Origin of the sequence: Streptomyces parvus (assembly GCF_014648875.1) — a bacterium.
In the GTDB taxonomy this organism is placed as follows: Bacteria; Actinomycetota; Actinomycetes; order Streptomycetales; family Streptomycetaceae; genus Streptomyces; species Streptomyces parvus.
On sequence record NZ_BMRY01000002.1, the window covers coordinates 485,312 to 497,867 of the forward strand.

The following is a 12,556-nucleotide window of genomic DNA, read 5'->3' on the forward strand; positions in this document are numbered from 1 at the left end:
CGAAAAAGGGCACGGAGTGACGCGAAATAGCGCGCAAAAAGGGCGCTGACCTGCACGGAAGAGCAGGTCGCGCGCCAGATGATCGGAGCTCGCGGCAGCCGTCAGGCGCGCGGCGCGCAGCCCAGGACGTGCGCCTTCACCAGGGCCCCGATCTGCGGGTCCTCGGCGAGGAACGCGTCGATGAGCGCCTGGTGCTCCTCCGCGTACGACTTCTGCACCGTGCCCAGCCAGCGGATCGACAGGGCCGTGAACACCTCGATGCCCAGCCCTTCCCAGGTGTGCAGCAGCACCGCGTTCCCGGCGGCCCGCACCATCTCCCGGTGGAAGCCGACCGTGTGCCGCACCTGGGCCTCGCCGTCGGCCAGCCGGTCCGCCTCGTACAGCGCGGCCACGTGCGGCTCCAGCGCCGAGCAGTCCTGGCCGAGCCGGGGGGCGGCCAGCTCGGCCGCGATCTGCTCCAGGCCGGCCCGGACCGGGTAGCTCTCCTCCAGGTCGGCGGCGGTCAGATTGCGGACCCGGACGCCCTTGTTGGGGGCCGACTCGATCAGCCGGAGCGTCTCCAGCTCCCGCAGCGCCTCGCGTACCGGGGTCTGGCTGACCTCCAGCTCGGTGGCGATGCGGCGCTCCACGATCCGCTCGCCCGGCTTCCAGCGCCCGCTGACGATCCCCTCCACGATGTGCTCGCGGATCTGTTCGCGCAGCGAGTGGACGACGGGCGGGGTCATGGAGGGCTCCTTCAGGGCAGACCGGTGCTGCCTACATCATCACGGGCGCGGCAGGTCGCTTGTGATGTTTAGACAATACGGCGGCGCCCCCGCCCGGAAGAGTTCCGGGCGGGGGCGCCGCTGGTGAGGCTGGTTGCAGCCGGGGCGTTCAGAGGCCGAGCTCGACCTCGAACTCACCCGCCTCCAGGATCGCCTTGACCGACGTCAGGTAGCGGGCGGCGTCCGCGCCGTCCACCAGACGGTGGTCGTAGGAGAGCGAGAGGTACGTCATGTCGCGCACCGCGATGGTCTCGCCGAGGTCCGGGTGGTTGATGACCACGGGACGGCGGACCGTCGCGCCGATGCCCAGGATGGCGGCCTGGTTCGGCGGGACGATGACGGTGTCGAACAGGGCGCCGCGCGAACCGGTGTTGCTGATGGTGAAGGTGGCGCCGGACATGTCGTCCGGCGTCAGGCCGCCACCGCGCGCCTTGCCCGCGAGCTCCGCGGTCTTCTTGGCGATACCGGCGATGTTCAGGTCGCCCGCACCCTTGATGACCGGGGTCATCAGACCCTTCTCGGCGTCCACGGCGATGCCGATGTTCTCCGAGTCGAAGTACGTGATGGTGCCCTCGTCCTCGTTGATCCGGGCGTTGATGACCGGGTGGGCCTTCAGCGCCTGGGCCGCCGCCTTCACGAAGAACGGCATCGGGGACAGCTTGACGCCCTCACGGGCGGCGAACGCGGCCTTGGCCTGGTTGCGCAGCTTCATCAGCTTGGTGATGTCGACCTCGAGGACCGAGGTCAGCTGGGCCTGCGAGTGCAGGGCCTTCATCATGTTGTCGCCGATGACCTTGCGCATCCGGGTCATCTTGACCGTCTGACCGCGCAGCGGGGAGGCCTCCAGCTTCGGCGCCTTGGCAGCGGCGGGAGCGGCGGCGGGCGCCGGGGCAGCGGCGGCGGCCTTGGCGGCCTCCGCGGCGGCGACGACGTCCTGCTTGCGGATACGGCCACCGACGCCGGTGCCCTTGACCGAGCTCAGGTCCACGTTGTTCTCGGACGCGAGCTTGCGGACCAGCGGCGTGACGTACGCGCCGTCGTCACCGGTGGGCGCGGCCGGGGCGGCCGGTGCGGCGGGGGCGGGCTGAGCCGGGGCGGCCGGTGCCGGGGCCGGAGCCGCGGGGGCGGCCGGAGCAGCCGGAGCAGCCGGAGCCGGGGCGGGAGCCGCGGGGGCCTCCTGCTTCGGCGCCTCGGCCTTGGGGGCCTCGGCCTTCGGGGCCTCCTGGGCCGGGGCGGCCGGCTGCGCCGGAGCGGCGGCCGGAGCCGCGCCCGGGGCGCCGATGACGGCGAGCTTGGCGCCGACCTCGGCGGTCTCGTCCTCGCCGACCACGATCTCCAGCAGCACACCGGCGACCGGGGCGGGGATCTCCGTGTCGACCTTGTCGGTCGAGACCTCCAGCAGCGGCTCGTCCTCGGCCACCTCCTCGCCGACCTCCTTGAGCCAGCGGGTGACGGTGCCCTCGGTGACGCTCTCGCCGAGCGCGGGGAGGGTGACATCGGTGCCCTCGGCGGAACCGCCGGAGGCGGCCGGGGCCTCGGCCTGGGGGGCCTCCTGGGCCGGGGCGGCGGGCTCCTCGGCGGCGGGGGCCGGAGCCTCGGCGGCCGGGGCCTCCTCGGCGGCCGGAGCCGCGGCCTCGGCCGGAGCGCCGGAGCCGTCGTCGATGACGGCCAGCTCGGCGCCGACCTCGACGGTCTCGTCCTCGGCGACCTTGATGGACGACAGAACGCCGGACGCGGGGGCCGGGATCTCGGTGTCGACCTTGTCGGTCGAGACCTCGAGCAGCGGCTCGTCGGCCTCGACGCGCTCGCCCTCGGCCTTCAGCCAACGGGTGACAGTGCCCTCGGTGACGCTCTCGCCGAGCGCCGGAAGGGTTACGGAAACCGACATGGTTTCAGTTGCTCCTTACGAAAATGCGGAAGTGGTCGGTCGTCGCGCCCGGGACCGGGGGATCAGTCGTGGGCGTGGAGGGGCTTGCCGGCCAGCGCCAGGTGAGCCTCGCCCATCGCCTCGTTCTGCGTCGGGTGTGCGTGGATGAGCTGGGCGACCTCGGCGGGCAGCGCCTCCCAGTTGTAGATCAGCTGGGCTTCGCCGACCTGCTCGCCCATGCGGTCGCCCACCATGTGGACGCCGACCACGGCACCGTCCTTGACCTGGACGAGCTTGATCTCGCCCGCGGTCTTCAGGATCTTGCTCTTGCCGTTGCCCGCGAGGTTGTACTTGAGGGCGACGACCTTGTCCGCGCCGTAGATCTCCTTGGCCTTCGCCTCGGTGATGCCGACGGAGGCGACCTCGGGGTGGCAGTACGTCACCTTGGGCACGCCGTCGTAGTCGACCGGGACGGTCTTCAGACCGGCCAGACGCTCCGCCACCAGGATGCCCTCGGCGAAGCCGACGTGGGCGAGCTGGAGGGTGGGGACGAGGTCGCCCACGGCCGAGATCGTCGGGACGTTGGTCTGCATGTACTCGTCGACCAGGACGTAGCCGCGGTCCATCGCGACGCCCTGCTCCTCGTAGCCGAGGCCCTGCGAGACCGGGCCGCGGCCGATCGCGACGAGGAGGATCTCCGCCTCGAAGGTCTTGCCGTCGGCGAGCGTCACACGGACGCCGTCCTGCGTGTACTCGGCCTTGTCGAAGAAGGTGCCGAGGTTGAACTTGATGCCGCGCTTGCGGAACGCGCGCTCAAGAAGCTTGGAGCTGTTCTCGTCCTCGACCGGGACGAGGTGCTTGAGGCCCTCGACGATCGTGACCTCGGTGCCGAAGGACTTCCACGCCGAGGCGAACTCGACGCCGATGACGCCGCCGCCCAGCACGATCGCCGACTTCGGGACGCGGTCCATCTTCAGCGCGTGGTCCGAGGAGATGATCCGGTTGCCGTCGATCTCCAGGCCGGGCAGCGACTTCGGCACGGAGCCGGTCGCCAGCAGCACGTGGCGGCCCTGGATGCGCTGGCCGTTCACGTCCACCGAGGTCGGCGAGGAGAGCTTGCCCTCACCCTCGATGTAGTGGACCTTGCGCGAGGCGATGAGACCCTGCAGACCCTTGTACAGGCCCGAGATCACGTCGTCCTTGTACTTGTTGACGGCCTCCATGTCGATGCCCTCGAAGGTGGCCTTCACGCCGAACTGGGCCGACTCGCGGGCCTGGTCCGCGATCTCGCCCGCGTGCAGCAGGGCCTTCGTGGGGATGCAGCCGTTGTGCAGGCAGGTACCGCCGACCTTGCCCTTCTCGATCAGGGCGACGTCCAGGCCCAGCTGCGCTCCGCGCAGGGCCGCGGCGTAACCGCCACTGCCGCCGCCGAGGATCACTAGGTCGAAAACGGTGCTGGCGTCGTTCGCCACGTCACGTCCTCCATGCATGTGCGCCGTACGCCGGGCCCCGTCGCTGGGGTGTGACCGGCCGGTCGGCTGGTGTGCGGCCGCTTTTGTCTTCGGCCCTGTGGTGGGGGCCCTGTCCTGCCGAGAACCCATCTTCGCACTTGTCGACGGTGGGCGGGACGCGGGGCCCGGGTCCGGGACGGATGATCGTCCGTTCCGGAGGGTTACTGCTGCGTAGATACCTGTGGATCCGGCCGGTGTTCGTCGAGAGCGAAACCCCGCCCTCTCCTCACCGGCGCCGCCCGGACAACACGTACGGCCCCGGACCTTATGCCCGGGGCCGTACGTGTCATCGGCGGATTCCGGCTCAGCCGAGGTCGCCGTCGGCGGTGCGCTCGGCGAGCCGCACCAGGGTGCGGACCGCGGAGCCGGTGCCGCCCTTCGGCGTGTAGCCGTACGGAGCGCCCTCGTGGTAGGCCGGGCCGGCGATGTCCAGGTGCGCCCAGGCGATGCCCTCGCCCACGAACTCCTTCAGGAACAGGCCGGCCACCAGGCCGCCGCCCATCCGCTCGCCCATGTTGGCTATGTCGGCGGTGGGGGAGTCCATGCCCTTGCGCAGGTCGGCGGGGAGCGGCATCGGCCAGGAGGCCTCGCCGACCTCCTCGGCGATCTCGTGGACCGACGTACGGAAGGCGTCGTCGTTGGCCATGATGCCGAAGGTGCGGTTGCCGAGCGCCAGCACCATCGCACCGGTCAGGGTCGCCACGTCGACGATCGCGTCCGGCTTCTCCTCCGAGGCGCGGGTCAGCGCGTCGGCCAGGACGAGCCGGCCCTCGGCGTCGGTGTTGAGGACCTCGACGGTCTTGCCGCTGTACATGCGCAGCACGTCACCGGGGCGGGTGGCGTTGCCGGAGGGCATGTTCTCGGCCAGCGCCAGCCAGCCGGTGACGTTGACCTTCAGGCCCAGGCGGGCGGCGGTGATGACGGCGGCGAACACGGCGGCGGCGCCGCTCATGTCGCACTTCATCGTCTCGTTGTGGCCGGCCGGCTTCAGCGAGATGCCGCCCGAGTCGTAGGTGATGCCCTTGCCCACGAGAGCCAGGGTCTTCTCCGCCTTCGGGTGCGTGTAGGCGAGCTTCACCAGGCGCGGGCCGTTCGTGGAGCCCTGGCCGACGCCGAGGAGGCCGCCGTAGCCGCCCTTGACGAGAGCCTTCTCGTCCAGGACCTGGACCTTGACGCCGTGCTCCTTGCCCGCGGCGGTGGCCACGGCGGCGAAGGACTCGGGGTACAGGTCGTTCGGCGGGGTGTTGATGAGGTCGCGGGCCCGGTTGATCTCCTCGACCAGGGCCAGGGCGCGCTCGACGGCCGCCTTGTAGGCCTTGTCGCGCGGCTTGCCGCCGAGCAGGGCCACCTCGGCGAGCGGCTGCTTCGGGCCGCTGTCCTTGGACTTGGCGTCCTTGGGGGCCAGCTTGTTCTCGCCGCCCTGGTAGGCGGTGAAGGCGTACGACCCGAGGAGCGCGCCCTCGGCGACGGCGGCGGCGTCCTCGACGGAACCGGCGGGCAGGGCGAAGCCCGCCTTCTTCGAACCGGACAGCGCACGGGCCGCGGTGCCCGCCGCGCGGCGCAGCGCCTCGGCGTCGTAGGCGTCCTCCTTGTCCGGGACCGGACCGAGGCCGACCGCGACGACGACCGGGGCCTTGAGGCCGGACGCGGCGGGCAGCTTGGTCAGTTCGCCCTCGGCACCGGTGGCACCCAGGGTCGCGAGGACGGCGGCGAGCTTGCCGTCGAACGCCTTGTCCACGGCCTCGGAGCCGGGTGCCAGGACCGGTCCCTTGACGCCCTTGGCGACGCCGACGACGAGTGCGTCGGCGCGCAGCGTCGCCGCACCGGCAGTGCTGAGAGTGAGAGCAGTCACGGTGGTGAATTCTCGCTTCCGTTGAGTTCGAGTTCGACCGAGGGGTGGGCCGGCCGTGCCCGGCGCATCGTAGACGCCCCGACGATGTGCCGGGAATGAGCCTACGCGCGCACTTCCTGCTCCGTGACGGCGGCGGGCCTTCCCGGCGGTCCTTCCGACCGGTACGGCGGTCGGGAAACGACCGCCCGGCGGGGAGCGCCGCTCCGTCAGCCGCCGAGCGCCAGCACCACCAGAGTCGCCGTCGCCGCGGTCTCCTCGACGCCGCCGAAGACATCCCCGGTGACCCCGCCGAACCGCCGTACGCAGTGCCGCAGCAGCAGTTCCGCGGCGGCGAGCGCACCGAGCACCGCGAGCCCGTGGCGCAGCGCCCCGGCCGGTCCGGACACCGCGCCCGCCGCCGCGCACAGCGCCACCACCGTCGCCGCCACGAGCAACGCCCGCCCGGCCGGAACCGTGCCCGCCACCGTCGCCCCGAGCCCCTCCGGGCGGGCCGCCGGGACGCCCTGACGGGACGCCAGGGTCAGCGCCAGCCGGGCGGCGACGGCCGCGACGACGGTCCCGAGGGCCCCGTCCGCCCAGCCCTCCCCGTACAGCTCGAAGAGGACCGCGACCTGCGCCAGCAGCACCAGGAGCAGCGTGATGACACCGAACGGCCCAATGTCGGACTGCTTCATGATCCGCAGCGCGTCCTCGGCCGGCTTCCCGCTGCCGAGGCCGTCCGCCGTGTCCGCCAGACCGTCCAGATGCAGCCCCCGGGTGAGGGCGGCCGGCACCGCGACGGAGGCGACCGCCGCGAGCAGCGGCCCCGAGCCGGCCAGCAGCGACAGCGCGCCGAGGGCGGCGGCGAGAAGCCCCACGACCAGCCCGGCGAGGGGCGCGCGGAGCATGCCGGAGCGGGCGGTCTCGCGGTCCCAGCGGGTCACCCGGACCGGCAGCACGGTCAGGGTGCCGAAGGCGAAACGTATGCCGTGGCTGTTCAGGGAGGTCACCGCGCGCAGGCTAGCCGCTGCGCCGCACCGATAGATTGGGCGAAACGCGCTGATCGCCGGGAAACCTGACATATCGGGAGTGGGTGGCATGGGTCACTGGTGGCACGACAACATCGCGGAGCCGGGCAAGCTGCCGCTGCTCCTCGCGCTGGCCGCCTTCGTCCTCACCTTCGCGATCACGCGCACCATCACCCGCATGATCCGCGCCGGGAAGGGCCCGTTCCGCAACATCACCCCCGGCGGGGTGCACATCCACCACGTGGTGCCCGGGGTCGTCCTCTCCGTCGTCGGCGGGTTCGGGGCGGTGGCCAGCGGACGGCACGGGGTGGCCGCCGGAGTCTTCGCGGTGATCTTCGGGATGGGGGCCGGCCTGGTGCTCGACGAGTTCGCCCTGATCCTGCATCTCGACGACGTGTACTGGACCGAGGAGGGCCGTCAGAGCGTCGAGGTGGTCGTGCTGACCGCCTCGCTCGTGCTGCTGGTCCTGGCGGGCTTCTCCCCGCTCGGCGTCGACGACGTCAGCGACGAGGAGCAGGAGAGCAGGCTCGGCCTGATCACGACGTACGTGATCAACTTCTGCTTCGTCCTGATCTGTCTGTTCAAGGGCAAGCTGCGGATGGCGGTGCTCGGCACCCTCGTCCCGTTCGTCGCGCTGGTCGGCGCGATCCGGCTGGCCCGCCCCGCGTCCCCGTGGGCCCGGCGCTTCTACGGCCACCGCCACCGGACCCGCTCCCGGGCGATGCTGCGGGCCTACCACCACGATGTGCGCTGGGCCGGGCCGCGCCGGAAGTTCCAGGACCTCATCGGCGGCGCCCCGGACCGGGTCCCACTTCCGCCGGCCCGCAAGTCCTGACCACCGTGCCGGGGTTCCGGGAGCCGCGCCGCCGCCCGAGCCACTCCCGTACGCCGCACACCACCAGGACGGCGGCGATGGCGGCCAGATGTTCACGGCCCGCCAGGTTGTCCTTGACCAGGACCTCCACCACCATCGCGAGCACCACCAGCGCCCCGGTGAACCAGGCGCGCCGCTGGTGGCAGACGTACACCGCGAGCCCGACGACCGCCGCCGACGGGCCGGTGTCCACCACCTGGGCGTCGGAGGCGGGCAGCCCCGGGAACGTCCCCGGCCCGAGGGCCACGCCGGCGCGGGCGTACAGCGTCCCGGCCAGCGTCGCCCCGTACGCCACAGCGAGCGTGCGCCACCGCCCCAGGCACACCTCCGCCACGCCGAACACCAACAGGATCTGGGCCAGCGCGCCCCACACCGGCAGGTCGAGCGCGGGCACGAACAGCGACAGCGGGGTCCGCAGGAGGGCGAGCGCAAGCGGGTCCTCGGCGCGTACGGCTCCGAGGTTCTGCACCGGGCGGTAGCCCCACGCCTGGTTCTGCGTCACCTGGATCACGGCCGTCAGCACCACCGCGGTCAGCGTCAGCGCGAGCGCCCGCACCCCGCGCCCGGCGAGCCGCTGCCGTACGGCGGTGAACAGCGGGCCCCACTCGCGTACGGCCGCCCGGCGCAGCGCCGGGAGACGGTTCATCCGCTCTTCACGAACAGCATGGAACGGGCCCCCGGTCGGTCGGTTCGTCGGTCGGTCGGATCTCTCCCGAAGACGGACCGGGGCGGAGCGGCGTTGAGCGGCGTCGGAGTGACGCCGGTCTCGTCCGCGCGGTGGCGGGACTCTCAGCCCCCGTCGACGGCCGACGCCTCCGCCTCCTCGGCTTCCTCCACGTCCTCGGGCTTCTCCGGCTCGCGCTCCGGGAGTTCGGCGGCCAGCGCAGCCGCGGCCTGCACCAGCGGCAGGGCCAGCAGCGCACCGCTGCCCTCGCCCACCGTCACCCCGTGGTCCAGCAGCGGGGTCAGCGCCATCCGGTCCAGCGCCTTCGACTGCGCGGGTTCCCCGCTGACCTGACCGGCCAGCCACCAGTCCGGCGCCCGGAACGCCGCCCGCTGTGCCACCAGCGCGCAGGCCGCCGAGACGACCCCGTCCAGGATCACCGGCATCCGGCGCACCGCGCTCTGCAGCAGGAACCCCGTCATCGCCGCCAGATCCGCCCCGCCCGACGTGGCCAGCAGCTCCACCTGGTCGCCCAGCACCGGCCGGGCCCGGCGCAACGCGTCCCGGATCGCCGCGCACTTGCGCATCCACGCCAGGTCGTCGATGCCCGCGCCACCGCGCCCGGTCACCACGGAGGCGTCCGTTCCGCAGAGCGCGGCGACCAGGGTGGCCGCCGCCGTCGTACCGCCCACGCTGAGGTCGCCGAGCACCACCAGATCGGTGCCGGAGTCCGCCTCCTCGTCGGCGATCGCCATGCCGAGGCGGATCGCCTGCTCGGCCTCCTCGGCGGTCATCGCGTCCTCGACGTCGATCCGCCCCGAACCCCGCCGCACCCGGTGCCGCACGACGGACTCGGGCAGCAGCTCCGGATCGCAGTCCAGGGAGACGTCCACGATCCGCGCCGGCACCGAGAACCGCCGGGCCAGCACGGCGACCGGGCTCGCCCCGTCCAGGACGTTCCGCACCAGCTCGTACGCGCCGCCCGCCGGCCGGCCCGAGACGCCCAGCTCCGCCACCCCGTGGTCACCGGCGAAGAGCACCAGACGCGGCTGCTCCACAGCCCTGACCGGCACGGACTGCTGCGCGGCGCTGAGCCACTCGCCCAGCTCGTCCAGGCGCCCGAGCGCTCCCGGCGGGACGGCCAGCCGCTCGCGCCGCTCCTCGGCATCGCGCCGCACACCCCCGTCGGGGCGTTGGATCAGGTCGGAGAAGTCGTCCAGGTTCACGGAGGTCTGCCTCGCGGGTCGTCAGGTCGGTCCGGGTCCGGGAACCCTGCGGGCCCCCGCCCGGAACAGTACCGGTCGGCCCACGGCAGCCGGGGTCCCGAGCACTGCCGCCCCCTCACCCCCGCAGCACCAGCACCTGCCCCGCCACCACCAGCAGCACCTGCTCGCACTCGGCCGCCACCGCCGCGTTCAGCCGCCCCAGCTCGTCCCGGAACCGCCGCCCCGCCGCCGTCGCCGGGACCACCCCCGACCCCACCTCGTTGGTCACCAGCACCACCGGCCGCCGGGTCCCGCGCACCGCGGCGACCAGCTCCGCGACCCGCTCCCGCAACGCCGCCTCGCCACCGTCGTGCCACCGCTCGTCCTCCCAGGCCCCCACCCGGTCCATCGCGTCGGTCAGCCACAGCGACAGGCAGTCGATCAGCAACGGAGGCCCGTCCGCCCCCAGCAGCTCGGCGAGCTCGCAGGTCTCCTCGGTCCGCCAGGCGCCCGGCCTGCGCTCCCGGTGCAGTCCGATCCGGGCCGCCCACTCCGGGTCCCCGTCGCGGCGGCCGCCGGTCGCCACGTACACCACCTCCGGGAACGTCTCCAGGCGCTGCTCCGCCTCCAGCGACTTCCCCGACCGGGCGCCCCCCGTCACCAGCACCCGGCGCGGCACGTCCGGCACCGCGTGGTACTCGCCCACCACCAGCGTCGTCCCGTCCGGCACCGCCCGCGCCCCGGCCGCCGCGAGCCGCCGCTCCAGCGCCGGGCCCGGCGGGGCGTCGTGGTCCAGGTGGACCGCGATCACCTCGGTCGTCGGGCCCACCGCCCCGGCCGCCCGCAGCCGGGCCACCGCGTCGGGGCGCCCGATTACATCGAGGACGACCATCTCGTACGGCCGCTCCATCCGCTCGGGCAGCCCGGCGGGGGCGGCGCCCGGCGGCAGGTACAGCAGCCGCTCGCCCTCCGGGGAGGTCACCTCGTACCCGGTCCCCGGCGCGTCCATCGCCACCGCCCGCACCCGGTGCCCGCTGATCAGCGTCAGGACCTGACCGTCCGGGACCCGCCCGGCGGGCGGCAGCGGGGCGGGCAGTTCGACGGCGGGCCCGTCGTGCGGGTGGGTCAGCAGCACCTGGCGGACCGCGCCCAGCGAACGCCCCGCACGGGCGGCCGCGAACATCGCGCCGGGGGTGAGGTCCAGCAGCAGCGCGTCGTCGACCAGCAACGCCGTCGCGGCCCGCGCCCACGGGCCGCGGGCCGACGCGCAGACCGCACAGGGGCAGGAGGGGCGCGGCAGCCCGTCGGGGGCTCCGGTGCCGAGCAGTGTCAGTTCCACACCTTGATCCTCCCGTGTCCCCGCTCAGGCTGCCCGCCCGGCTAGGCTTCGGGCAGCAACGTGACCCAGGAGGCGGACATGGCGTGGACGTGGCGGTTCGAGAAGTCCGACGGTACGGAGACGGAGCCGGCGCTGCAGCCGGAGGAGTTCACCACCCAGGGCGACGCGGAGTCCTGGATCGGTGAGTACTGGAAAGAGCTCCTGGAGGGCGGTGCCGCACAGGTGACGCTCTTCGAGGACACCACCAAGATCTACGGCCCGATGAGCCTGCAGGCCGACGGCGCCTGACACGCGAGCGGTCGAGAGGGGCGGTACGGGCGAACCCGTACCGCCCCTCTCGGACTCCGGGAAGGGTCAGATCTCCCCGAGCGTGACCTCCGCCGTCCGGCTGTCGCCGTCCCGCGTGTACGTCACGGTCACCTTCTCGCCCGGCTTCTCGCCCGCCAGCGCCTCGGAGAGCGAGGTGATCGTGGTGACCTCGGCGTCCCCGACCTTCGTGATGGTGTCCCCGGGCCGCAGCCCCGCGTCGGCCGCCGCGCCGCCCCGCTCCACGCTGACCAGCGCCACCCCGGCCGGGCGGTAGTTGTCGTCGACGACCGTGCGGCCGGTGATGTTGAGCGCCGCCCGGCCCGAGTCGGTGACCTTGCCGTCCTTGATGATCTGGTCGGCGACCGTACGCACCATCGAGACGGGGATCGCGAAGCCGATGCCGGGGGCCGCGCTGTCGCCCATCTGCGGGTCGGTCGCGGCCAGGGTCGGAATGCCGATCACCTGGCTGTCGAGGTTCACCAGCGCACCGCCGCTGTTGCCCGGGTTGATCGCCGCGGACGTCTGCACCATGTTGGCGATCGTCGCGCCCGTGCCACCGCCCGACCGGCTCTCGCTCACCGTCCGGCCGAGCGCGGAGACGATGCCCTGGGTGACGCTGCTGGACAGGCCCAGCGGCGAGCCCATCGCCAGTACGATCTGCCCGACCTCGACCTTCTCCGCGTCGCCGAACTCCGCGGCCCGCAGCCCGTCCGGCACCTCGTCGAGCTTGATCACGGCCAGGTCCTGCTCCGGGTAGGAGGAGACCAGCGAGGCGTTCAGCACCGCCTCCCCGGTGGCGACGCTGACCTTGAACGTCTTCTCGTCACCGACCACATGGGCGTTGGTGACGATGTGCCCCTTGTCGTCGTACACGATGCCGGAGCCGAGCCCCTCCGAGGCGTCGATCTGCACCACCGACGGCAGTACGTCGTTGATGACGCCCTGGTAGGCGTTCTCCAGATCGTCGGGGGCGCGCTTCACCGCACCCTGCGCCGTACCCGACGCACTGGCCTCGGGGGCCGGGGCCGCCGGACCCGTACCGGAGCAGCCGCCCGCCAGGGCGAGGGCGCAGACGGCCGCGGACAGGGGGAGCAGCAGCCTGCGCGCCCGGCTGCGGGAGGGGTGAGAGTCCATGTCCGAAAGTCTCGTGGCGGGCCCGTTCGG

General features: G+C 73.0%; 11 protein-coding genes. 2 read left to right on the forward strand and 9 right to left on the reverse strand.

All coding sequences use genetic code 11. The features are described 5' to 3' along the window. Nucleotides 1-101: 101 nt before the first annotated feature. The 5 genes from IE140_RS08340 to IE140_RS08360 form a co-directional block, all read right to left on the reverse strand. A complete protein-coding gene (locus IE140_RS08340) occupies nucleotides 102-725 on the reverse strand; it encodes a GntR family transcriptional regulator (RefSeq protein WP_006123949.1) in 624 nt (207 codons plus the stop codon). A gap of 148 nt (nucleotides 726-873) precedes the next feature. Next, the gene (gene sucB, locus IE140_RS08345; RefSeq protein WP_189460234.1) at nucleotides 874-2,652 is read right to left on the reverse strand and encodes a 2-oxoglutarate dehydrogenase, E2 component, dihydrolipoamide succinyltransferase; all 1,779 of its coding nucleotides are present in this window, start codon (nucleotides 2,650-2,652) and stop codon (nucleotides 874-876) included. A 62-nt stretch (nucleotides 2,653-2,714) separates the two neighbouring features. Then, a complete protein-coding gene (gene lpdA / locus IE140_RS08350) occupies nucleotides 2,715-4,103 on the reverse strand; it encodes a dihydrolipoyl dehydrogenase (RefSeq protein ID WP_010057769.1) in 1,389 nt (462 codons plus the stop codon). Between the two features lie 343 nt (nucleotides 4,104-4,446). Further along, complete coding sequence (locus tag IE140_RS08355) at nucleotides 4,447-5,994, reverse strand: leucyl aminopeptidase (RefSeq protein ID WP_150198027.1); 1,548 nt, start codon at nucleotides 5,992-5,994, stop codon at nucleotides 4,447-4,449. A 206-nt stretch (nucleotides 5,995-6,200) separates the two neighbouring features. Beyond that, nucleotides 6,201-6,983, reverse strand: a complete 783-nt coding sequence (locus IE140_RS08360; protein WP_150198029.1) for an adenosylcobinamide-GDP ribazoletransferase — start codon at nucleotides 6,981-6,983, stop codon at nucleotides 6,201-6,203. 88 nt (nucleotides 6,984-7,071) lie between these two features. On the opposite strand from IE140_RS08360, the gene IE140_RS08365 reads away from it, so the two are divergent. After that, nucleotides 7,072-7,836: a hypothetical protein gene (locus tag IE140_RS08365; RefSeq protein ID WP_150198032.1), complete on the forward strand. Its 765-nt coding sequence runs from the start codon at nucleotides 7,072-7,074 to the stop codon at nucleotides 7,834-7,836. On the opposite strand, the gene IE140_RS08370 is transcribed toward IE140_RS08365, so the two are convergent. The 3 genes from IE140_RS08370 to IE140_RS08380 all read right to left on the reverse strand — a co-directional run bounded on the left by IE140_RS08370 (nucleotide 7,784) and on the right by IE140_RS08380 (nucleotide 11,083). Then, nucleotides 7,784-8,521 carry a hypothetical protein gene (locus IE140_RS08370; protein ID WP_189460236.1) on the reverse strand — a complete coding sequence of 246 codons (738 nt, stop codon included), beginning with the start codon at nucleotides 8,519-8,521 and terminating at the stop codon, nucleotides 7,784-7,786. The genes IE140_RS08365 and IE140_RS08370 overlap by 53 nt on opposite strands. A gap of 143 nt (nucleotides 8,522-8,664) precedes the next feature. Then, entirely contained in the window at nucleotides 8,665-9,765 is a 1,101-nt protein-coding gene (cobT, locus tag IE140_RS08375) for a nicotinate-nucleotide--dimethylbenzimidazole phosphoribosyltransferase (protein WP_093445064.1), read from the reverse strand. Nucleotides 9,766-9,880: 115 nt separating this feature from the next. Continuing rightward, nucleotides 9,881-11,083, reverse strand: coding sequence for a bifunctional adenosylcobinamide kinase/adenosylcobinamide-phosphate guanylyltransferase (locus IE140_RS08380; protein ID WP_189460238.1), 1,203 nt, complete (start codon nucleotides 11,081-11,083; stop codon nucleotides 9,881-9,883). 78 nt (nucleotides 11,084-11,161) lie between these two features. Here IE140_RS08380 and IE140_RS08385 point away from each other — a divergent pair, with 78 nt between their 5' ends. Further along, nucleotides 11,162-11,371, forward strand: a complete 210-nt coding sequence (locus tag IE140_RS08385; RefSeq protein WP_010057779.1) for a hypothetical protein — start codon at nucleotides 11,162-11,164, stop codon at nucleotides 11,369-11,371. A gap of 66 nt (nucleotides 11,372-11,437) precedes the next feature. Here the strand turns inward: IE140_RS08385 and IE140_RS08390 are convergent, their stop codons facing one another. Then, complete coding sequence (locus tag IE140_RS08390) at nucleotides 11,438-12,526, reverse strand: S1C family serine protease (RefSeq protein WP_093445062.1); 1,089 nt, start codon at nucleotides 12,524-12,526, stop codon at nucleotides 11,438-11,440. Nucleotides 12,527-12,556: the final 30 nt, after the last annotated feature.